The sequence below is a fragment of the Halomonas sp. PR-M31 genome (assembly GCF_001039575.1).
Lineage (GTDB): Bacteria > Pseudomonadota > Gammaproteobacteria > Pseudomonadales > Halomonadaceae > Modicisalibacter.
Genome location: NZ_JIBT01000019.1, coordinates 22,151 through 44,440 on the forward strand (window position 1 = coordinate 22,151; position 22,290 = coordinate 44,440).

The 22,290-nt window shown below is 56.4% G+C and carries 18 protein-coding genes and 3 pseudogenes; 6 read left to right on the forward strand and 15 right to left on the reverse strand.

The genetic code is table 11. From position 1 onward, the window contains the following. Nucleotides 1-39 precede the first annotated feature (39 nt). Nucleotides 40-1,152, reverse strand: a complete 1,113-nt coding sequence (gene gcvT, locus CH74_RS06190; RefSeq protein ID WP_048306603.1) for a glycine cleavage system aminomethyltransferase GcvT — start codon at nt 1,150-1,152, stop codon at nt 40-42. A gap of 38 nt (nt 1,153-1,190) precedes the next feature. Beyond that, a complete protein-coding gene (locus CH74_RS06195) occupies nt 1,191-2,570 on the reverse strand; it encodes a sodium:alanine symporter family protein (protein WP_048306604.1) in 1,380 nt (459 codons plus the stop codon). A gap of 384 nt (nt 2,571-2,954) precedes the next feature. Between CH74_RS06195 and gcvH the strand changes: the two genes are divergently transcribed. Together gcvH and gcvP are read left to right on the forward strand one after the other, a co-directional pair. Continuing rightward, the gene (gcvH, locus tag CH74_RS06200; protein WP_048306605.1) at nt 2,955-3,350 is read left to right on the forward strand and encodes a glycine cleavage system protein GcvH; all 396 of its coding nucleotides are present in this window, start codon (nt 2,955-2,957) and stop codon (nt 3,348-3,350) included. A gap of 107 nt (nt 3,351-3,457) precedes the next feature. Continuing rightward, nucleotides 3,458-6,352: an aminomethyl-transferring glycine dehydrogenase gene (gene gcvP / locus CH74_RS06205; RefSeq protein ID WP_048306606.1), complete on the forward strand. Its 2,895-nt coding sequence runs from the start codon at nt 3,458-3,460 to the stop codon at nt 6,350-6,352. Nucleotides 6,353-6,429: 77 nt separating this feature from the next. Here the strand turns inward: gcvP and CH74_RS06210 are convergent, their stop codons facing one another. Next, entirely contained in the window at nt 6,430-7,347 is a 918-nt protein-coding gene (locus tag CH74_RS06210; RefSeq protein WP_048306607.1) for a LysR family transcriptional regulator, read from the reverse strand. A gap of 108 nt (nt 7,348-7,455) precedes the next feature. Between CH74_RS06210 and CH74_RS06215 the strand changes: the two genes are divergently transcribed. Next, nucleotides 7,456-7,746, forward strand: a complete 291-nt coding sequence (locus CH74_RS06215; RefSeq protein WP_048306608.1) for a YfcL family protein — start codon at nt 7,456-7,458, stop codon at nt 7,744-7,746. A gap of 20 nt (nt 7,747-7,766) precedes the next feature. Beyond that, the gene (gene ppnN, locus CH74_RS06220; protein ID WP_048306633.1) at nt 7,767-9,131 is read left to right on the forward strand and encodes a nucleotide 5'-monophosphate nucleosidase PpnN; all 1,365 of its coding nucleotides are present in this window, start codon (nt 7,767-7,769) and stop codon (nt 9,129-9,131) included. A 45-nt stretch (nt 9,132-9,176) separates the two neighbouring features. Here the strand turns inward: ppnN and CH74_RS06225 are convergent, their stop codons facing one another. Then, on the reverse strand, nt 9,177-9,548 hold the full coding sequence (locus CH74_RS06225) for a hypothetical protein (RefSeq protein WP_048306609.1): 372 nt from the start codon (nt 9,546-9,548) through the stop codon (nt 9,177-9,179). 34 nt (nt 9,549-9,582) lie between these two features. Continuing rightward, a complete protein-coding gene (locus CH74_RS06230; RefSeq protein ID WP_048306634.1) occupies nt 9,583-10,044 on the reverse strand; it encodes a flavodoxin domain-containing protein in 462 nt (153 codons plus the stop codon). A gap of 152 nt (nt 10,045-10,196) precedes the next feature. On the opposite strand from CH74_RS06230, the pseudogene CH74_RS06235 reads away from it, so the two are divergent. Continuing rightward, nucleotides 10,197-10,405, forward strand: a pseudogene (locus CH74_RS06235) (DUF2788 domain-containing protein). 106 nt (nt 10,406-10,511) lie between these two features. Here the strand turns inward: CH74_RS06235 and ihfA are convergent. The 9 genes and pseudogenes from ihfA to CH74_RS06280 form a co-directional block, all read right to left on the reverse strand. Continuing rightward, entirely contained in the window at nt 10,512-10,832 is a 321-nt protein-coding gene (gene ihfA / locus CH74_RS06240) for an integration host factor subunit alpha (RefSeq protein WP_048306610.1), read from the reverse strand. A gap of 38 nt (nt 10,833-10,870) precedes the next feature. Then, nucleotides 10,871-13,272: pseudogene (gene pheT / locus CH74_RS06245) on the reverse strand (phenylalanine--tRNA ligase subunit beta). A gap of 24 nt (nt 13,273-13,296) precedes the next feature. Next, nucleotides 13,297-14,316: a phenylalanine--tRNA ligase subunit alpha gene (gene pheS, locus CH74_RS06250; RefSeq protein ID WP_048306611.1), complete on the reverse strand. Its 1,020-nt coding sequence runs from the start codon at nt 14,314-14,316 to the stop codon at nt 13,297-13,299. Nucleotides 14,317-14,452: 136 nt separating this feature from the next. Next, nucleotides 14,453-14,806, reverse strand: a complete 354-nt coding sequence (rplT, locus tag CH74_RS06255) for a 50S ribosomal protein L20 (protein WP_048306612.1) — start codon at nt 14,804-14,806, stop codon at nt 14,453-14,455. Between the two features lie 37 nt (nt 14,807-14,843). After that, nucleotides 14,844-15,038: a 50S ribosomal protein L35 gene (gene rpmI, locus CH74_RS06260; RefSeq protein ID WP_048306613.1), complete on the reverse strand. Its 195-nt coding sequence runs from the start codon at nt 15,036-15,038 to the stop codon at nt 14,844-14,846. A gap of 89 nt (nt 15,039-15,127) precedes the next feature. After that, nucleotides 15,128-15,736, reverse strand: a complete 609-nt coding sequence (gene infC / locus CH74_RS06265; protein ID WP_082140316.1) for a translation initiation factor IF-3 — start codon at nt 15,734-15,736, stop codon at nt 15,128-15,130. Continuing rightward, nucleotides 15,687-17,597 carry a threonine--tRNA ligase gene (gene thrS, locus CH74_RS06270; protein WP_048306615.1) on the reverse strand — a complete coding sequence of 637 codons (1,911 nt, stop codon included), beginning with the start codon at nt 17,595-17,597 and terminating at the stop codon, nt 15,687-15,689. Before thrS ends, infC begins: the two co-directional genes overlap by 50 nt. A 232-nt stretch (nt 17,598-17,829) precedes the next feature. Continuing rightward, a pseudogene (locus CH74_RS19980) lies at nt 17,830-18,725 on the reverse strand (OmpA family protein). 379 nt (nt 18,726-19,104) lie between these two features. After that, nucleotides 19,105-19,572: a DUF2489 domain-containing protein gene (locus CH74_RS06280; RefSeq protein WP_048306616.1), complete on the reverse strand. Its 468-nt coding sequence runs from the start codon at nt 19,570-19,572 to the stop codon at nt 19,105-19,107. 141 nt (nt 19,573-19,713) lie between these two features. Between CH74_RS06280 and CH74_RS06285 the strand changes: the two genes are divergently transcribed. After that, complete coding sequence (locus CH74_RS06285) at nt 19,714-21,174, forward strand: DASS family sodium-coupled anion symporter (RefSeq protein ID WP_048306617.1); 1,461 nt, start codon at nt 19,714-19,716, stop codon at nt 21,172-21,174. Here CH74_RS06285 and CH74_RS06290 read toward each other — a convergent pair. Continuing rightward, the gene (locus CH74_RS06290) at nt 21,151-22,287 is read right to left on the reverse strand and encodes a heme A synthase (protein ID WP_082140317.1); all 1,137 of its coding nucleotides are present in this window, start codon (nt 22,285-22,287) and stop codon (nt 21,151-21,153) included. The two genes, CH74_RS06285 and CH74_RS06290, sit on opposite strands and share 24 nt — an antisense overlap. Nucleotides 22,288-22,290 lie beyond the last annotated feature (3 nt).

A 22,290-nucleotide genomic window follows, 5' to 3' on the forward strand; every position in this document is an offset into this window, starting at 1 on the left:
AGCGGTTTTGATTAAACAAGATAACGGTATACTTATGCATCAACCACGATGATAGCCTGGTTTGATAAATGGCGGTTTGCTGATTGTCATAGGCAAGCGCTTGCCACGTACCTCAGCGTAAATCACGTTGTCGATGTCCGCGTCATCGACATTCACATAGGCCAGTGCCACGGGTTTGCCAACGCTCGGACCGAAACCTCCCGAGGTGACCACACCGATATGACGATCGTCACCGCTGTAGAGTTCGGCTCCTTCACGCACCGGTGCGCGCCCTTCACCTAGAAGTCCAACCCGTTTACGCCGATGATCACGCGCTTCGATCTGATGCAGGATGATATCCGCGCCGAGGAAACCCGCTTCGCGCTCACCGCCACGACGCCGCGGTTTGCCGATGGCCCAGATCAGTCCTGCCTCGACCGGTGTCGTGGACTGATCGACATCATGTCCGTATAGGCACAGTCCGGCTTCAAGACGCAGGGAATCACGAGCGCCAAGACCGATAGGTTCGACCTCGGACTCTTGCAAGAGTCGACGTGCAATGGCTTCGGTCCGATCAGCTGGAATCGATATCTCGAACCCGTCTTCCCCGGTATAGCCACTGCGACTGATCCAGACTTCGGCCCCCTCCATTGTGAATACGCCCTGCTGCATGAACGTCAGCTCGCAAGCGTCCGGACACAACCGCGCCATGACCTCTGCCGCCTTGGGGCCCTGTAGCGCCAGCAAACCACGATCGAGTTCTTCGACGTCATAATCGGTGCCAAGCCCCATGCGAAGATGAGGAATGTCTCGCGCCTTGCAAGCGGCGTTGACCACTAGGAAGAGATGATCGCCGGTATTGGCCACCATCAGATCGTCGATGATGCCGCCCTCGTCGTTGGTGAACAACGCATAGCGCTGCATGCCTACCGGCAAACCGACGATATCGGCACACACCAGGGTTTCGAGCGCCTCGGCGGGGTTAGGCCCGCTGATCATGACCTGCCCCATATGGGAGACATCGAACAGGCCACAGGCAGCACGGGTATGCTCATGCTCCTTCTTGATCCCCATGGGGTACTGCACCGGCATGCTGTAACCGGCGAATTCGACCATCTTGCCGCCTAACTCGACGTGCAGGTCGTGTAACGGGGTCTTGCTGAGCTCGTCCATTGAATCCCTCCATCAGTACGAATTATCGAATACGCCCGTTAGCGTTTCAGATCCTCACCCGGCAATATCGACTCACCGGCGAAATGGCGTCTGGTCAAATCGAAGACCACCGGCGATAGCAAGGCCAACGCAATTAGGTTGGGAATTGCCATCAAGGCATTGAATACACTGGCCATCAGCCAGACGAAGTTCAGTGGCGCGATCGCCCCCAGCATGATCGCCAGAATATAGACCACCCGATAGATCTTGATCGACCCTACACCGAACAGGAACTCGAAGCATTTTTCACCGTAGAATGCCCAGCCCAGGATGGTGGTGAACGCGAACACCGCCAAGGCAAAAGAGACAATATACTGCCCCACTCCGGGCAAGGACTCATTGAACGCCATGGTAGTCAGCGCCGCCCCGGTTTCCCCTCCGGTCCAATGGGTTGAGGTCAGGATGGCAAGGGCGGTAATCGAACACACGACGATCGTATCGATGAAAGTGCCCAGCATGGCGACCAAGCCCTGGCGCACGGGATTCTTGGTTTGGGCTGCAGCGTGGGCAATAGGTGCGCTACCCAGCCCCGCCTCGTTAGAGAACACCCCTCGCGCGACGCCGAACTGAATGGCCTTGGCCACCGCCGCGCCGGCAAAACCGCCTGCCGCAGATATGGGAGTGAATGCATGGGTGAAGATCATGCTAAAGGCAGCACCGATCTGCTCAGCGTTGATGATGAGCACGACAATACCCGCGCAAATGTAAGCAACCGCCATGATGGGCACCAGTTTGCCCGCCACCTTGGCGATACGGCGGATACCCCCGAGAATTACCGCTCCGGCCAGCACCATGATCACAAGCCCGGTGACCCAGTAGGGCAACCCGAGAGACTGATTAAGACCGTCGGCCACGGAGTTGGACTGTACGGTATTGCCAATGCCGAAAGAGGCAATGGCACCGAAAAAGGCAAAGGCAGCACCCATCCAGGCCCACTTCTTGCCCAGGCCATTGCGGATGTAATACATCGGACCGCCAACGTGATCGCCGTCCTTGTTGACCTCACGATAACGTACCGCCAGCACCGCCTCGGAGAACTTGGTGGCCATCCCGACCAGGGCGGTAATCCACATCCAGAACACTGCGCCGGGCCCCCCTAGGAAGATGGCGGTAGCCACCCCAGCGATATTGCCCGTTCCGATGGTCGCCGACAGGGATGTCATCAAGGCGTTGAAGGGCGATACCTCCCCCTCGTCCTCATCACCTTTTTGCGTGACCCGCCCTTTCCACAGCAGGCCAAATCCCGTGCCCAGCTTGCGAATCGGTATCAGTTTCAAACCAAGCTGCAGGTACAGCCCAACCCCCAACAGCAGGACCAGCATCAATGGTCCCCACACCACGTTTTCGATCGCCGTAAAAATTCCTGTCAAGGTTTCCATATGAGTTTTCTCCAGGCGTTTTCTTGTTATGCACCGTTGTTACCGAAGCGCTAGCGGCTAGACAGCGACGACAGTGCTCGAACCCGCATACCTTAGCGGATACCCTGGGCACTCCACCAGCACCGACATCTTGGATCGTGTTTCTTATTGGAAACATGGGCCCGTGATAGCATTGCCCACCGCGAAATCAACCGGACAAATCCCGGTGACAATGCGTCAACTGGACGTTGAGTAAGAACTTGACCACTCTATAGGCGACGGTCATTGCCGGTAGCGTAGAAAGACACCAGAAAACCTCTGTTGAAACGCCCAGGGGCTCGTCAATACGCTGTAATAGCGTTACGATTCCCTGAAATAGAAAACCTTTTCTTATAGGAAAAAATCATGAGCTCCATTCCCGGGAACCTGCACTACACGGAAAGCCACGAATGGGTCCAGGACAATGGTGACGGCACCGTTACCATTGGTATTACCGACCACGCGCAACAAGCTCTGGGCGATGTGGTATTCGTCGAACTGCCAGAGGTCGGCCGCTCACTTGATAACGGTGACGAGTTCGGCGTCATCGAATCAGTAAAGGCCGCGTCAGATTTGTATGCACCTTTGGCCGGTGAGGTGGTCGAAATCAATGAAAGCCTCGAAGAGGCGCCGGAAACCATCAATGAAGCGCCTTACGAAGGCGGCTGGATCATCAAGCTCAAGCTTGCGGACGGCAGTGCGCTGGACGACTTGCTCGATACCGATGCCTACACCCGCCACGTCGAGGCAGAAGAAGACTGATCGAATAGTGAACGGGGCAGCTTCTGCCCCGTCATACCTCTAGCGCAACGACTCTTTTCAATGTCTGAATACCGGACCTGACCGTCCTGACAACCTATAGGTGTCCCATGGCTAAAGATCAACGCCGGCTGGCGGAACTTGCCAGTCACGATGCTTTCGTTCATCGCCACAACGGACCGGATAGCGATGATGTCGCTCACATGGTCGAAACACTCGATACCGATACCATTGAGGCTTTGATCGACAAGACCGTGCCGGCGGGCATTCGTCTGGACCGTGAACTCAATCTGGATACGCCCAAAGGCGAAGCCGAATCCTTGGATTATCTCAAGCGTCTGGCGCGCCAGAACAAGGTATTCAAGACCTATATCGGACAAGGCTATTACAGCACCTATACCCCAGCGGTGATCGCGCGCAACGTGCTCGAGAACCCGGGCTGGTACACCGCTTACACGCCCTATCAGCCGGAAATCTCCCAGGGCCGCCTCGAAGGGCTGCTCAACTTCCAGCAGATGGTCATGGACCTGACCGGCATGGATCTGGCCAATGCGTCGCTTCTTGATGAGGCGACTGCCGCTGCCGAAGCCATGGCGCTGTGTCGGCGCGCCAACAAGAAGGCCAAGACAAACAGCTTCTTCGTGGCGGACGATGTGCTGCCGCAAACCGTGGACGTTCTACGCACTCGGGCGGAATACTTCGGCTTCGAGCTCATCGTTGATAGCGCCGAGAAAGTGGCGGAACACGAAACCTTCGGCGCTCTGTTCCAATACCCCGGTCAAACCGGCCGAGTACATGATCTTGCAACCTTGATCGAGGCGGCGCACGGACAAGGCGCAATGGCCTGCGTGGCAACGGATTTGATGAGTCTGGCGCTGCTCAAGGAGCCTGGCGCATTGGGCGCGGATATCGTGCTGGGCAACTCCCAGCGCTTTGGTGTGCCGATGGGCTACGGCGGCCCTCACGCTGCGTTTTTTGCCACCTCGGACAAGCACAAGCGCTCCATTCCCGGCCGCATCATCGGTGTCTCGAAAGACAGTCGGGGCCAAATTGCCCTACGCATGGCCATGCAGACCCGAGAGCAGCATATCCGCCGGGAAAAGGCGACCTCCAACATCTGCACTGCCCAGGCCTTGCTTGCCAACATGGCCGGCTTCTATGCGGTCTATCATGGCGCCGAAGGCATTCGCACCATCGCCACTCGTATTCACCGCCTGACGACCATCCTCGCGGAAGGTCTCAAGCGCAAGGGTTTGGAGCTGGCCAATGACAGCTGGTTCGACACTTTGACCCTGGTTGGGGCGGACGCAGGCAAGATCTATGGGCGTGCGCTCTCTCACGAGATCAATCTGCGCATGTACAAGGACGGGCGCATTGGCATCAGCCTGGACGAAACCACCACGGCGGCAGATGTTGCCAAGCTCTTCGACGTACTGCTGGATGATGAGCATGACCTGTCGATCAGCACCTTGGATGACGAGATCGTTGCAGCAGGCACCACGGGCATTCCAACCAACTATGCTCGAGAAAGCGATTTTCTGACTCACCCGACCTTCAAGCGCTATCGCAGCGAAACCGAAATGATGCGCTATCTTAAGCGCCTGGAGAATCGTGATCTGTCCTTGGCTCACGCCATGATCCCGCTGGGCTCCTGCACCATGAAGCTCAATGCCACCAGCGAGATGATTCCGATCACCTGGCCCGAGTTTGCCAACATCCATCCCTTTGTGCCCGCGGAGCAGGCGGTAGGCTACAAGCAGATGATCGATGAGCTGTCGGCGTTTTTAGAAGAAATCACTGGCTACGATCATATCTCCATGCAACCCAATTCCGGAGCCCAAGGCGAATACGCCGGCATGCTGGCCATTCGCCGCTATCAGGCGGCCCAGGGCGAGGCGCATCGCAACATCTGCCTGATCCCAAGCTCTGCTCACGGCACCAACCCCGCCTCCGCCGCCATGGCCCAAATGAAGGTAGTGGTGGTGGAGTGTGACAAGGATGGCAACATCGATCTGGAAGACCTTCGCAGCAAGGCCGAGAAATATAGCGATACGCTTTCCGCCACCATGATCACCTATCCCTCGACTCACGGCGTGTTCGAGGAAGACGTGCAGGAAGTGTGCGACATCGTGCACAAGCACGGTGGCCAGGTCTATATCGACGGCGCCAACATGAACGCCCAGGTAGGCCTGTGCCGACCCGGGGATTTCGGCGGCGACGTATCGCACCTGAATCTGCACAAGACCTTCTGCATCCCTCATGGCGGCGGCGGACCGGGCATGGGACCGATCGGCGTGAAGGCGCATCTGGCCCCCTTCGTGTCCAACCATGTGGTGACACCGATTGCGGGGGTTCGCGAAGAATGTGGCGCCGTTGCATCCGCAGCCTACGGCAGCGCCTCGATCCTGCCCATCTCCTGGGCCTACATCAAGATGATGGGCGCACGAGGCCTGAGGGAGGCCACGGAGCTTGCCATCATCAATGCCAACTACATTGCCCGACGCCTGGAAGAGCATTTCCCGGTGCTGTATCAGGGTGTGAACGGCACCGTGGCCCACGAGTGCATCATCGATATTCGCCCGCTCAAGCAGGCATCAGGGATCAGCGAAGAAGATATCGCCAAGCGTCTGATGGACTATGGTTTCCATGCCCCGACCATGTCTTTCCCGGTACCCGGCACCCTGATGATCGAGCCAACGGAATCCGAATCTCGCTATGAGATCGACCGCTTCTGCGATGCCATGATTGCCATTCGAAAGGAGATCAAGCGGGTGGAGAAAGGCGATTGGCCAGGGGATGACAATCCGTTGGTAAACGCACCGCACACCATGGCGGATCTGATGGACGACGAGTGGGAACGCCCCTACTCACGCAAGATCGGCGCCTTTCCCTCCGAGCATGTTCAGGCGGCCAAATACTGGCCCGCGGTCAACCGGGTCGACAACGTGTATGGCGACCGGCAATTGATCTGCTCTTGTCCGAGCATCGACAACTATCGTGATTGATCTGCAGCTCGCTTGTACCAACCCCCGGGCCTTAAACCCGGGGGTTTTTCTTTCGTCGTTCTTGTCGTCTTCAAGCATCAGCTATCAAAACTGGGTTCTTCGGAAATCGCGTAGAGGGTATTACGACGCTGTTGGCGAAAATCATCGAGTAGCTGGGTATAGCGTTTGGGAAGTTCAGTATCCGTCGGCGCGACTACCTGCAAGGTTTCATACACCGGATTGGTCAATATCAGCTCTTTGACCTGACGCTGCCAGGGAGAGGTTTCAAGCACCAGCCGAGACACCACGGTAAAGCCCAATCCCCGGGCAACCGCATCCAGCACCATGCTGACTTCATTGGTAAAGCCCTGCCTTGGAAACCGACTCATGGACCGAAATTCGCCAGCGAAATTGGCCTGCAGTAGCTGAGTCGCATAGTTGCCGGCGCCGGAATAATCGATGAAACCAAGCGCCGTCAATTCACTCAAGGTCGATCCGGTAAAATCCGCTGGCGCAAGCAAACATAAAGGCTCCTGATACCAAGATGTATAGGTCAACCCGGGATGCTTGATCACCTCGGTCATGATGCCTAAATCGTAACGCCCTTCTACCACGCCCTGCAGGATATCGCGATTGAAGGCAAAGTCGTAACTGATCGTCAAACCGGTGTAGGCCTGCTGATAACCCAACAAGAAAGGATAAAACATCAACCCTACGCTGCCCGGCGAGGCAATCCGACAATCGCCGGAATTCAGGGATTCGTCGTCCAGTGAATGGCGAAAATACTTGTGCTCGGCGAACAGCTTCAGCGCGTAATCATAGGCACGCCGGCCCGATTCGGTAAGCGTAAAGCGACGCCCATGGCGATTGAGCAATGGTTTGTCGAGATACTCTTCCAGTTTACGAACGTGCTGGCTAACGCCGGGCTGCGTCATTTCCAGACGTTGAGCAGTGAGGGTAAAACTACCGGTTTCCACCAGGGTAATGAAGGTACGAAAGTATTGAGTATTGAACATGGAAATCAGTCAATTCCTTGTGGCGCAGCGCTGCGGGGCCCGTCGGAGCATGATAGCATTCCTGCAAGACAACCTTCATTCAACAGACATTCAAGAGCCAGGAGTATCATGTCAGACCCATTCGTCGGCCGGGCACAGAAACTTCAGCGTACGCTGCTTGCCATGGAAGATAACGCCGCAGAAGACGATCTTTTCGCCCTTGGCTACATGATTCCACAGATAGGACTTGTGCTAGAGATGGCGGACTATGATGCAAGTACCGTCGAGGCGGAAGACTTCGATGCCACCTACTGGCAATGGCTGGAATCGACATTCAGGGAAGACAGCATGAGCGAAGACGATCGTCTTCGCATCGCACAATTATGGGAGCACGCTCGCGCCGAAAGCGACGCTTCCTGACCCACCTTCTGGACAACAAGATGACCGAGAAGCTTTCCGCCACGACGACCCCTGAGGGCAGTCTAGAGGTTCTTTCCCAGCATGAAGTGAATCGACTTCGCGATACCTCTGCCAATGGACTTCACGACATACTGCGCCGGTGTGCGCTGGCCGTGCTCAACTGCGGTAACCCCACGGATGACGGTCTTGCCGTGATGCAGACCTACCATGACTTCGATATCGAAGTACTGCAGCAAGACCGTGGCATTCGTCTCAAATTGACCAATGCGCCCGCGGAGGCCTTCGTGGATGGGCGCATGATTCGCGGCATCCGCGAACATCTGTCTTCCGTGCTGCGAGATATCGTCTACGTTCATAACGAGATACAGCAGCATCCGCGCTTCGATCTGGCCTCTAGCGAAAGCATCACCAATGCGGTATTTCACATCCTGCGCAACGCCGGCACGCTGGACCCTTCCCGGGAGCCGAGCCTGGTGGTGTGCTGGGGCGGGCATTCGATCTCTCGGGAAGAGTACGACTATTCCAAGGGGGTCGGCTACCAGCTTGGGCTGCGGGATCTCGATATCTGTACCGGCTGCGGGCCCGGGGCGATGAAGGGACCCATGAAAGGCGCAAATGTGGCCCACGCCAAACAGCGCCGCAAGCGGGGTCGCTATCTGGGAATTTCCGAACCCGGCATCATTGCCGCGGAGTCGCCCAATCCAATCGTCAACGAACTGGTGGTGATGCCGGATATCGAAAAGCGTCTGGAGGCATTCATTCGCGTCGGTCACGGGATCATCGTTTTCCCCGGCGGCGTCGGTACCGCTGAGGAGATACTCTATCTACTGGGCATTCTGCTGCACCCAAGCAATGCCAACATTCCGTTTCCGATCATCTTTACTGGGCCACGAAGCGCTGCGGAATACTTCCAACGTATCGATGAGTTTCTGGCTTATACCCTGGGTGACGAAGCGCGCAATCGCTATCGCATCATCATCGACGACCCGACTGCCGTGGCACGCGCCATGCGTGAAAGCATCGAAGAAGTCACCGCTTTTCGACGCACTCACGACGATGCGTTCTACTACAACTGGCGACTCAACATCGCGCCGGACTTTCAGCATCCCTTCGACGCTACTCACGAAGCCATGGCGGGATTGGCGCTGCATCGCGAGCAACCCGTGCATGAACTGGCCGCAAATCTGCGTCGTGCGTTTTCCGGCATCGTCTGCGGCAACGTCAAAGAGCCGGGTATTCGCTCCATTGAAGCGCACGGCCCCTTCAAACTGCACGCGGAGCCTGAACTCATGGCGCGTCTGGACGATCTGCTGACCTCTTTCGTTGCTCAAGCCCGGATGAAGCTCCCCGGCAGTCATTACGTGCCCTGCTATACGCTGGAATGAACTGCCAGCGCCAGTCCTTCGAACTGGCGCTAGCCTGCCGCTGCATCAATGCCAGGCATTGCGTTGTTGCATACCCATGCCAAGCGCATGAATCAATAGCCCCAAGGTGGCGCCGTGGGACAACAGCAAGAGTTCATTCAGGCCGCTGGTGAACACTTGCCATAGCGCCACAAGCAGTATGCCCAGTAATACCATCACCGCCAGACGTCCCAACAGCCTGGGTACGCGACGTCGTGATTCCACCGTCAGCATGCGCCAGGCGAAGACAGCCACGACCGCGATGGCGGCAAACGCGATCAGGATCAAGGTCAATCGACCCTGATTGCCGTTGACCAGATAGCGCGGCAGTGTTGCCAGGATGGCCAGCAGTACACCCACCATCACGCTGAGTCGCTCGGGGGTCATTGCGGTCGTCATATCGAGACTACTCCTGCGATAACACGTGAAAGATTCAGCGATTCAATCCCTGCTCCTCGATCCATGCCTCGACCCAGGGTACTGCTTCGTCGTCCGCCATAAACGTCTCCATGGCGTCCACCTCCAGCCGCTCGCCCAACCGCTCGGCCCCATACTCGCCAAGCAAGGCATCAAGCGCTCGGCCCGCACCGCAGAAGGTTTCACCATAGGAGCTATCGCCCATTGCGATCAATCCATAGCGTAGATGGGCAAGAGAGGGTCCCTTGTCAGCAATGTCACTGGCCAGACTGGCGAAATTACCGGGATAATCACCGCTACCCGTAGTCGAGACACAAAACAGGGCCAGTTCCACGGGAGGCTCGATCAAATCTTCCAAGGTAGGCTGTTCGTGAATGGTCACCGTATAACCACAGTCTTCGAACAGTGGTTTGACCTGTTCAGCAACGTCCAACGCCCCCCCGTACATGGTGGCGACAAAAATATCGAGAGTAGACATGGTGTTCATTTACTTGAGGAATTTACTGGGATATTAGCACGCCTTGGCGATTTCGCTCACGTGCTTACAGGGAATGACGCGATTGAAAATGGTACACCAGCGCGTTAACGGTCAGCCGGGTATAATAGTGGCCCAATCCTGCGGAGGCTATCATGGAAAGAACGTTCGAAGCCTGGATCACGCCGCTAATGATTGGCGGATTGATACTCTTTATGTGCTTCATCATCTGGGAGCTGGCCCGCGAGTCGAAAGCAGGCAAATTCGGCACGATTATGCTGTTCGTTGTGCTGGGGGCCGGGATGCTGGGATTTGTGATCAAGACGTGATCACCGAATTGCTGGAAAAAGGCGGCGCATTCTAAAAACCAACCAACTCTTGCATGCCCTACCATAATACGAAACCGGCCCTTTCAAGGCCGGTTTCTTTTGGCGTTTGCCTGGTGTTTTTTCCTGTGGTTCAAATGTGGCTCAGGCGTCCGTGCCTTCCAGCGCAGGCCGGCCCTCGTAATCCTCGACCCGGGCCTTGAGCTTCTGACCTGGCCGAAATGTTACGACACGACGCGCCGATATCGGAATTTCTTCACCGGTTTTCGGGTTTCGGCCAGGACGCTGACCCTTGTCGCGCAAATCGAAATTACCAAAACCGGACAGCTTGACCTGTTCGTTTTCACGCAGGCAGCCACGTATTTCTTCGAAGAAAGCTTCTACCATCGTCTTGGCTTCGCGCTTCGAGAATCCCAGCTCACCGTGCAGATGTTCTGCCAGTTCTGCCTTGGTCAACGCCCCCATAACCACACCCCCTCTACAGGACCTTATCCTCCAGTCGCTCAACCACGAAGTTCCGCGCCGAAGCGTCGACTGGACTCAGTAACGATCGTATCGACTAACTGATTGATTTCCTCATCATTGAGCGTGCGCGAAGGATGCTGCCAGGTCAAGCCCAGTGCAATACTCTTGTTATCTTCGGCGATGCCCGGCCCACGATAGACATCGAACAAGTGCAGATTCGTCAGCCATTCGCCTGCAAACTCACGCAACGTATCAAGCAAAGCCTGAACCGGAATATCTTCACTCATTACCAACGCCAGATCGCGACGAACCTCCGGATAGCGAGACAAGGCGCTAAACGAAGGCAAGCGCCCCTGAGTCAGTGCATCAAGGCGCATCTCGAAAAGAAACACCTCGGGCTTGATGCCAAGCTCAGAGCGCAGTGCAGGATGCAAAGCGCCCAGCCAGCCTACCGACTCTCCTTGATAGATCAGGCGAGCCGTTTGGCCCGGATGCAACGCAGGATGCTCCGATGGCTCGAAACGCCAGGCTTCATCGTTACCCCCCAGCTTCAGCAGACTCTCGACGTCGCCCTTGAGATCAAAGAAATCCACGCCGTCACGACGCGCCGCCCAACCTTCCGGGTCTCGGGATCCACAGATCAAGCCACTCAGCATTGGTATCTGCTCGACGCTGTCCAATTCACCCTGAAAGACAAGTCCGGTCTCAAATAGCCGAATGCGGGACTGCTGCCGGTTCAGGTTGTAGGTCAACGCTTTTACAAGACCTGGAAACAGGCTTGCCCGCATGACCGCCATATCGCTGGATATCGGGTTGGCCAGACGCGGTGCGGTCATGTCCGGTGCCAACAGCGCCTGCAGCTCCGGTGCCACAAAACTATAGGTAATGGCTTCCTGGTAACCACGCGCCACCAGCTGGCGACGCAGAAGCGTCAGGGGCTGACGGCGTTCATCGTCCACAACTAGCCCAAGCCGCGCCGCTGGACGGCGTACAGGCAAGCGATTATAGCCATGAATACGCGCCAACTCTTCGATCAGATCCTCTTCGATCGCTATATCAAAGCGCCAGCTGGGTATCTTGACCAGCCAGGCACCGGTTTCATCGGCTACGTCAACCACATCACGACTGACCTGCATGCCGAGCCGCTCCAGGATATCGACGATCTCAGCATCGGGCAGCCTGATGTTCAGACACTGCTCAATGCGTGACCCGCGCAGGCGGACCTGACGCTCACCGGGTAGATGCTCCGCGCTGAAGGTTTCTTTGATTGGCCCTGGCTCGCCTCCGGCAATCTCGATCAGCAGTGCCGTGGCTCGTTCCGCCGCCTGACGGGGTAATTCAAAATCGACACCGCGCTCAAAACGATGAGATGCATCCGTATGCAGGCCATAAGAGCGAGCTTGGCCGGCAATCGCCAGTGGCGTGAAAAAGGCGGATTCCAGAAACACATCTCGGGTTTGCGCACTAACACCTGAATGCTCACCCCCCATTACGCCAGCAATTGCCAGCACCTTGTCATCGTCGGCAATGATCAGGGTGCCTTCCCGCAGGCAACGTCCTGGCCGTCAAGAAGCACCAGGCGCTCCCCTGCGCGAGCCCCGCGCACTTCGATCCTGTTCTCGAGATTCGCTAGATCGAAGGCATGCAGCGGCTGCCCCAGCTCAAGCATTACGTAGTTGGTAATATCGACCACCGCATCAATAGAACGCAGACCGCTGCGACGCAAACGCTCTACCATCCATAGCGGCGTAGGCGCCGTCACATCGACATTCTTGATCACCCGCCCCACATAGCGGGGACACTGCTCTGGCGCACTGAGCCGTACCGGGAATTCATCGTCACAACCAGGCGCTTGAGGCTCCAGGTCAGGACTGTTCAGGGGCAGGCGATTGAGTACACCAATCTCTCGGGCCACTCCTTTGAGACTCAAGCAATCGCCGCGATTGGGGGTCAGGTCGACCTCGATGGTACTGTCGTCCAGGGTCATCCAGTCACGTAGGCTTTGACCAATTGGCGCATTCAAGGGCAGCTCGAGAATTCCTGGCGACGTCTCTTCCTCGAGACCCAACTCCGAGGCGGAGCAGATCATGCCCCTGGATTCGACGCCTCGCAGCTTAGCCTTCTTGATCTTGAAATCCCCGGGCAGAACAGCACCTACCTGGGCGAAAGGCACCTTCTGACCTACTGCCACGTTAGGGGCGCCGCACACCACCTGTACAGGATCGCTAGAACCGTCATTCACCTGGCAAACGCTAAGCTTGTCCGCGTCCGGATGCGGCGTCTTGGCGACGACTTCCGCCACCAGAACACCCTCGAATTTGGCGGCAACTGCTTCCACGGCATCCACTTCGAGACCGGCCATGGTGATCTGATCGGCAAGTGCTTGGGTCGAGAGTTCAGGTGACACCCATTCGCGCAGCCACTGTTCGGAAAATTTCATCGTACGTCTCGCCTCCGTTAAAAATTAGGTGAACTGGCGCAAGAAACGCAGATCGTTATCGAAGAACAGACGCAGATCGTTGACCCCGTAACGCAGCATGGCCAAGCGCTCGGCGCCCATGCCAAAAGCAAATCCGGTATAGCGCTCGGTATCGATATTGGAATGACGAAACACTTCCGGATGCACCATGCCGCAGCCCATCACTTCCAGCCAACCGCTATGGGAACATACCCGGCAACCGTCACCGCTACACATCACGCACTGGATGTCGACCTCGGCGGAAGGCTCCGTGAAGGGGAAATACGATGGTCGAAAACGCACCGAAAGATCTTCCCGCTCGAAAAAGGCGTGAAGAAAATCTTCGATCGTGCCCTTCAAGTCTGCAAAACTGACATCCTCGTCGATCAAAAGCCCTTCGACCTGATGGAACATAGGCGTATGAGTCAGATCCGAGTCACTGCGATATACCCGTCCCGGACAAACGATTCGAATAGGGGGTTCCTGGGACTCCATGGTGCGCACCTGTACCGGAGAAGTATGGGTGCGCAGCAGGCGATTGGCGTCGAAATAGAAGGTATCCGCCATGCCTCGAGCCGGATGGTGTGCCGGGATATTCAACGCCTCGAAGTTATGATAGTCATCCTCGATTTCCGGCCCTACCGCTACGTCAAATCCAATACGCGTAAACAGACCTTCGATGCGCTCCAGAGTACGCGTCACTGGGTGCAGTCCGCCGGTGGACTGGCCACGCCCCGGAAGCGTCACGTCAAGACGCTCGCTTTTCAGACGCGCATCAAGCGCTCTCTGCTCGAGTTCGCGTTTCCGCGTCTCAATTTCACCGCTGAGCTGTTGCTTGGCCTGATTGATTCGTTCGCCCGCCTGGGGGCGCTGTTCCGGCGCCAGCTTGCCCAACCCTTTGAGCAGCGTCGTTATCTCGCCTTTCTTGCCAAGATACTCCACGCGCACCGTGTCCAGTGCAGAGACGTCGTTGGCATCGGCAATGGCAGCACGGGCCTTGGTGACCAGGGCGGGAAGATGATCCATCCGTTACTCCAATAATGTCCGTGTCCCGGAATGCGTCAGTGAAACGCAACCCAAAAAACAGGGGAAGAGCGACTGCTCTTCCCCTGCGAGATTCACAATGAGCCGGTTATCCGATACGACCAGCTTCATCGTTCACTTAGCTAGCAGCCTTGGCCTTTTCAACAATAGCGGCAAAGGTTGCCTTTTCATGGACAGCAAGATCAGCCAGTACCTTACGATCGATCTCGATACCTGATTTCTTGAGACCAGCGATGAAACGGCTATAGGACAGGCCGTTCTGACGTGCGGCAGCATTGATACGTGCAATCCATAGCGCACGGAACTGACGCTTGCGCTGACGACGGTCGCGGTAGGCATATTGACCTGCCTTTATGACCGCCTGCTTGGCAACACGAAATACGCGAGACCGGGCACCGTAATAGCCCTTGGCCTGCTTCATTATCTTCTTGTGACGACGACGGGCGACCACGCCACGCTTGACACGACTCATAGCTTTCTCCTGACGTTAAAGAATTCGACCGCGGGCGTTACAGAGTGGGCAGCATGCGCTGAATCAGTGCCTTGTCGGCATCGTGAACCAGCTTAGTGCCACGTAGCTGACGCTTACGCTTGGTCGTCTTTTTAGTCAGAATATGACTACGAAAAGACTGCTTGTGCTTGAAGCCATTGGCAGTCTTCTTGAAACGCTTGGCAGCGCCTCGGTTACTCTTGATCTTCGGCATGAGGGAACACTCCACTCGGGTTCTTTAGAAAATCCGTGGCCAATGGCCGAGGTATCATTACCACGTCCATTCGTTAACTTGCCTGCGGATCACTTCTTCTTGGGGGCAACGATCATGACCATCTGGCGCCCTTCCATCTTTGGAAAGGACTCAACTGCTCCCAGATCTTCGAGATCCGACGCGATCCGTTCCATCAGCTTGCGGCCGATATCCTGGTGCGCCATTTCACGGCCACGAAAACGCAGTGTGACCTTGCCCTTGTCGCCACCTTCGAGGAAACGCGTCAGGTTCTTGAGTTTTACCTGATAGTCACCCTCGTCGGTGCCAGGCCGGAATTTCACTTCCTTGACCTGAATCTGCTTGGTTTTCTTTTTCTGAGCGCCTTTCTGCTTTTTTTGCTCGAAAAGAAACTTACCGTAATCCATGATCTTACAGACGATAGGATCGGCATTGGAAATCTGCACGAGATCCAAACCAGCCGCCTCTGCCCTTTCCAACGCCTCGCTGGTCGGCACGACACCGATTTGCTCACCGTCGCTTTCGATCAGACGAACTTCGTCTTCCAGGATTCGGTCATTCATTGGGGGGCGCTTGTCTTGAGGACGCCCACGCTGTGTATTCCGCTTGATCGTTAAATCTCCGTTCCGGTTAACGTTGTGATCGGCCCCGCTCGGTTTCAAGACGAGCAATGAGCTCATCCACTTGCATGGCGCCCAGATCTTCACCGCTACGAGTACGCACAGCCACTGAGTCGGACTCTATTTCCTTATCCCCTACTACCAGCAGGTACGGGACCTTCTGCAACGTATGTTCACGGATTTTAAAGCCGATCTTCTCGTTCCTCAAGTCCGCCTTGACGCGAAGCCCGATTTTCTGCAACCGCTGCTCGAGTTCGACCGCATAATCACGCTGTGCATCGGTAATGGTCAGCACGACTGCCTGCTGGGGCGCGAGCCATAGTGGCAATGCCCCAGCATAGTGCTCGATCAGAATCCCCAGGAAACGCTCGAAGGAGCCCAGGATTGCACGATGCAACATGACAGGCGTCTTGCGCGCACCGTCTTCATCGACATATTGCGCCCCAAGGCGTTCAGGTAGATTGAAATCGAGCTGCAGAGTACCACATTGCCAGACGCGGTTGAGACAGTCGCGAAGAGAAAATTCGATCTTGGGACCATAAAAAGCGCCTTCGCCGGGTAGCAGCTCCCATTCGAGGCCGGAGGCGTCCAATGCCTGAGCCAACCCCTTCTCGGCTCGCTCCCAGTTTTCCGGCTCGCCGACATAGGATTCCGGACGAGTGGAGAGCTTGAGCTCCACATCCTCGAACCCCAGTTCGCGATAGACCTGTAAGGTTAGCGCAATGAAAGCTTCGGCTTCGGATTGAATCTGAGCCTCGGTACAGAAGATGTGAGCATCATCTTGGGTAAACGCTCGCACCCGCATCAAACCATGCAACGACCCGGATGGCTCGTTGCGATGACAGCTACCGAACTCCGCCAGTCGCAAAGGCAGATCCCGGTAGCTCTTGAGCCCCTGATTGAAGACCTGCACATGGCCCGGGCAATTCATTGGCTTTACGGCAAAATCCCGCTTCTCGGATTCGGTAACGAACATCAGCTCGGAATAATGTCCCCAGTGACCGGACTTTTTCCACAGGGATAGATCAAGCACCTGAGGCGTCTTGATCTCTTGATACCCATGCTCGTGCTGCACACGACGCATGTACTGCTCGAGAGCCTGGTAGATGGTCCATCCGTTAGGATGCCAAAAGACCATGCCCGGCGCTTCTTCCTGAAGATGAAACAGGTCCATCCGCTTGGCCAGCTTGCGATGGTCCCGTTTCTCAGCCTCTTCGAGACGCTTCAGATACGCCTTGAGCTGCTTGCTGTCCGGCCAGGCAGTCCCATAGATGCGCGTGAGCATGGGATTTTCTGCATCGCCACGCCAATAGGCGCCAGCCAGCTTGGTCAGTTTGAATGCCTTGAGATGACGAGTGTTCGGCACGTGGGGGCCGCGACACATGTCGATATATTCTTCATGGTGATACAGGCGGATGGTCTCGCCCTCAGGAATGCCCCTCACGATCTCCTGCTTGTAGGGCTCGTCACGGTGCAAAAAGGTCAGCATTGCCTTATCGCGATCGACGTATTCGCGCACCACGTCGTAATTGCTGTCGATCAATTGCTTCATGCGCTGTTCGATGGCAGCAAGATCGTCCGGGGTTATCGAGTCCTCGAAATCGATGTCGTAATAAAATCCGTCTTCGATCACCGGTCCAATCGCCATCTTGGCCTCGGGATAGAGCTGCTTGACCGCATGACCGATCAAGTGAGCGCAGGAGTGGCGAATGATCTCAAGACCTTCGGCGTCTCGGGCTGTCAAGATGGCAACCGCGGCATCACGATCGATGATGTCTGCAGCGTCCGCGGCGATGCCATCGATCTTGCCGCCCACGCAGGCTTTTGCCAGGCCGGGACCGATGGATTCGGCAAGCTGCATGATGCTAAGGGGTGTATCGAAGGTTCTTTGGCTGCCGTCTGGCAGGGTCACGATAGGCATGAAAAAAACGTCCTTGAGCGCAGTGGTGATCCATACCAGGGACCACGTATCGCAGGAGAGGAATGAAACATCGCTAGCAGGCAATGAAATACGAAGGACAAAACATTAGCAGTTGGCGGCAACCCTAGTCCATACCTGACCAACTCAGACAGCCGATCAATGCAAAAAAGGGGCGCCTGAAGGCGCCCCTTTCATTAGCTATCCGTGAATCAGATAACGTTTTTCTTAACGCTTACTGCTGCCACTCGCCCAGCTCGACGCGACGGTTCTCTGCGCGACCTTGCTGGGTTTCGTTGCTGGCTACCGGCTGCTCTTCCCCATAGCCGATCGCCTGCATGCGGCTTTCGGGGATACCCTGAGACGCCAAGTAAGACTTCACGGAATCCGCACGACGCTGAGACAGTTCCTTGTTGTAGGAGTCGGGGCCAACGGAGTCGGTGTGACCTTCGACGCGCACGCGGACATTTTCGTTACCGCGCAGCTTGTCAGCGACGCCATCAAGAATCTGTTCGGCATTGGACGTCAGCTGAGCGGAGTCAAATTCAAAATTGACATCGCGCAGAACCACGTCGGCTTCACAGCCAAGGGCGTTGACCTGAGCACCGGCCGGAGTGTTCGGGCACTGGTCCATGTAGTCCGGTACGCCGTCACCATCGGAGTCCAGCGGGCAACCGGAGGCATCGACTTCGACACCGGCCGGTGTTCCCGGGCACTCGTCCTGGTAATCCGGCACGCCGTCACCATCGGTATCGAGCGGACAACCATTGGCATCCACCGCTACCCCGGCAGGGTGTTGGGACACTGGTCGCGATCGTCCGGGACGCCGTCGCCATCACTGTCGCCGGTAGCGCTTGAATAATCGGCACACAGCAAGGCACCGGCAGTTGCACCTGCAACACCGCCTAGAGCCAGGCCATCGTCTTCATCGTCTTCACCGCTGGTCGCATAGCCAATACCACCACCGATCAAGCCACCCGCCAGACCACAAACGAATGGGCTTTGATACCACGCTTTTTGATCACTGCTGCTCATCGAGGACTGTGAGGACTGCCCGCCTGAGCTGGCACAACCTGACAAACCAACGACCAAAGCAGAACCCAACAGCAAGCCAGTTGTAGATTTCTTCATGTAACACTCCTTCATTCACATAACGCTAGGCGTAACGACACGTTACTCAGTGGGTCTATCCTGGAGCCCCAATAGGAGGCAGAGCGGCTACCACTCAAACTTTCCCACGGAAAAAGAAAGCACATTTATGCCTTTCGAGCCAGTGCTTTCCCAATATTGTCGCAATGTTTATCAACGATACACATTCACTTTTTATCGCGAGCATCAAACTGACTTGTAATCACCGTACTGCCCAAGTCACATCTTGCATTAGCAATTTACAAGGCTGCAGAATTCTAAGCAATTATGCAAGATTACGATCAACAAACCTACTGTTAATAGTGTAGATTCTTGATATTGCCAAGCATAATGCCGCCATTTTGTAATACTCGCGAGATACTCAACGTTCGTTTGCCTCCCATTGCCGTTTGAAATCGAGTACAGCCGATGCTGCTGTGCGAATATCATCCTGTAGCGATTGTTCCACGGTAATGCGCTCGCGATCTTCTTTAAAGCGCTCTCGGGGAGTCAGCGCACGCCGTGCAGAATGAGTATGCAGGTGAGCGGTGCGCTGATATACCTCACCAAAGGGGCTGAACACTCTTCGTTCCAGCAGGGCGGGATCAATGATCTCCAGCAAGACTTTGCAACGAAGACTGCCTTCGATTAGATCGACCTGATCGGCCAGCATTGCTTGCGCGATCATCTCGAGACTTTCCAGACAATTGTTGTTGGCACGGCGAATCTCATCCTCCCGGAACGCTTGACGCCGCTTGACCTCACGCAAGAGTTTCAGCGCATAGCCGGCCAATGCCACGACCACGATTACTGCAATACCCAACAATCCCCAGGCCAGGACTTCGCTCATGCCAACTCCAGCAATAGATTTCGATGAAGCAGTATACGGGTCCCAAAGGATCACCCCAACTGCTTCATCATCGATACCGAGTTGAACTAGGGTGTAGTAGAGTCGCGTTGCTTTTTTTTCATGCCAGTTTCGAGGTAAGCCATGTCCACATCGACACAGACACCTGACGAATCAGATACACACCCTTCCATGGCCTCCCGTATCGGTCTCTGGTTGGGTCCGCTCTGGGTTCTGATAACCTTGGTTCTACCACCCCCCTTGGGGATGCCGGATGCCGCCTGGGCCTGTGCGGGGCTCGCGCTGCTGATGGCCACCTGGTGGGCCACGGAGGCCATTCCCATACCCGCCACCGCCCTGCTGCCCCTGGTACTCGTGCCGGCACTTGGCATCGGGGAGCTGGACGCGGCGGCACCCAGCTACGCCAACCCCATCATATTCTTGTTCTTGGGCGGTTTCTTGATTGGTATCGGCATGCAGCGCTGGAACCTGCATCGGCGGATTGCCCTGAAGGTGCTTAAAATCGTCGGATCAGAGCCTCGGCGTCAGATCGGTGGGTTCATGATCGCCACCGGTTTTCTCAGCATGTGGGTCTCCAATACCGCCACCGCCATCATGATGTTGCCGATCGGCATGTCCGTGGTCAGCCTGCTCGAGGACAGCGACCCGAAAGAGCTAAATCGCTATGCAACCGCGCTGCTTCTGGCAATCGCCTACTCCGCCAGCATCGGTGGCATCGCAACGCTGATTGGCACGCCGCCCAACGCCCTGTTGGCAGGCTATCTGGCGGACGATCGGGGTATTGATATTGGTTTTGCACAGTGGATGGTGATCGGCGTACCGGTGAGCCTTGTGATGATGGCGGCGGCCTGGTGGTGGCTGACCCGTGGCGGCTTTTCCCTGGGCAACAATCAGAGCAGTGCCGACATGATCCACGAAGAATTGGACAAACTGGGGCGCATGTCTTCCGCTGAATTGCGCGTCGGCCTCGTCTTCCTGCTTGCCGCCCTCTCCTGGATCTTCCGGCCCTTGCTCAACGACATAGGCATTGCCTGGCTGTCAGATACCAACATTGCCATCGCTGCAGGGCTCATATTGTTTCTGCTGCCCAGCGGTAACAGCCCTGGGGTGCGTTTGCTCAACTGGGAGGAAGCCAAGGAATTGCCCTGGGGCGTGTTGCTGCTGTTTGGTGGCGGTCTGGCGCTGGCCAGTGTCGTCAAGAGTTCAGGGTTGGCGGAATGGATTGCCAACCAATTGTCGCTGTTCGAAGCACTACCCCTGATTGCGCTGATTGGAATGATCGTTCTGATCATCATTTTCCTGACCGAGTTGACGTCGAACACGGCAACCGCCGCGGCCTTCTTGCCATTGCTGGGTGCATTGGCGGTGTCCATCGACGTATCCCCGATACTGATCACGGTGCCGGCAGCCATTGCCGCAAGCTGTGCCTTCATGATGCCGGTAGCAACACCCCCGAATGCGATCGTCTTCGCCACCGGCCACCTGAAGATTCAATCCATGATTCGAGCCGGTTTCATGCTCAATCTTATCGGTACCCTGGTCGTCACCGGTCTTGGCTATCTATTGGTCAGTACCTTCTGGTAACCAGGGTCGTTGCGTTTCATAGCGCAACTTCCGGTGTTGACGTCTTGAAACCAACGTCAATACGCCGCCGAGACCCGAAGTTTCGGCGGCGTTTTCATTCATCGACGAGGAGCAGGACTGAGGCAGACTCGTCGCACGCCACACGGTCATGGTCATGACGAGCGCCAGCAGTACCGCGCCCGCAGTGTGGGCCAAGGCCAGATCAAGGGGTAGCCACAGCAACACGTTGGCAATGCCCAAACCAAGCTGCAGCGCATAGATTCCCGACAATAGCGTGAGATATGGACGCAAAACGCGACGGTGCCAATAGCGCACTGTCAGCAACAGCATCACGAGCCCAAGCGCGATAGCGCCCAGACGATGGGCCACCTGGATTGCCGTACGCGCCTCCGCGTGCAATTGCCCGTAAAGATAGTTGGGGCCAATGGTCTGGGTCAGGTTGAAGCCTTCGGACCAGTCCATTGTCGGCCACCACTGGCCATTGCAGGTTGGAACGCCGTGACAGGCGATGCCTGCATAATTGCTCGAGGTCCAACCGCCCAACGCTATCTGTAAAACCAGCAATCCAATAGCGATCAGCCACAATGCACCCGGTCGCGACAGCCTGTATCCGCCACGGGCTCGAGCATCGATTCTTCTCAGGCTCAGGTATAGCCACAAAAAAAGCAGCGTGACCCCCAAGCCGCCCAACAGATGCAGGACAACTACCTGTGGCCAAAGCTTTAGCGTGACCGTGAACGCACCGAACGCGCCTTGCAGCAAGATGGCAAGCAATAACACAGCGCTGGTGCGCCAGGGGTAGCCAGCCACGCTTCGCGCGCGCCAGGCAAGAAACGTCAGGCCTAGCACCAGTAATCCAAGTACCCCTGCCATGTAGCGATGAAACATTTCTGCCCAGGCCTTGCCCGGGTCCAGGGGCACATGAGGCGAGTGCGCCAGCGCCGTTGCATCGTCAGGCACCACCAGCTTGCCATAGCAGCCCGGCCAGTCAGGGCAGCCAAGCCCGGCATCGACAAGGCGTGTCCAGGCCCCAAGCAGCATCACGACAAGGGCCAGTAGCACACCGAAAAGGCTCAAACATCGTGCCAGGCGAACATGTTTTGTTGTTTTCATGGG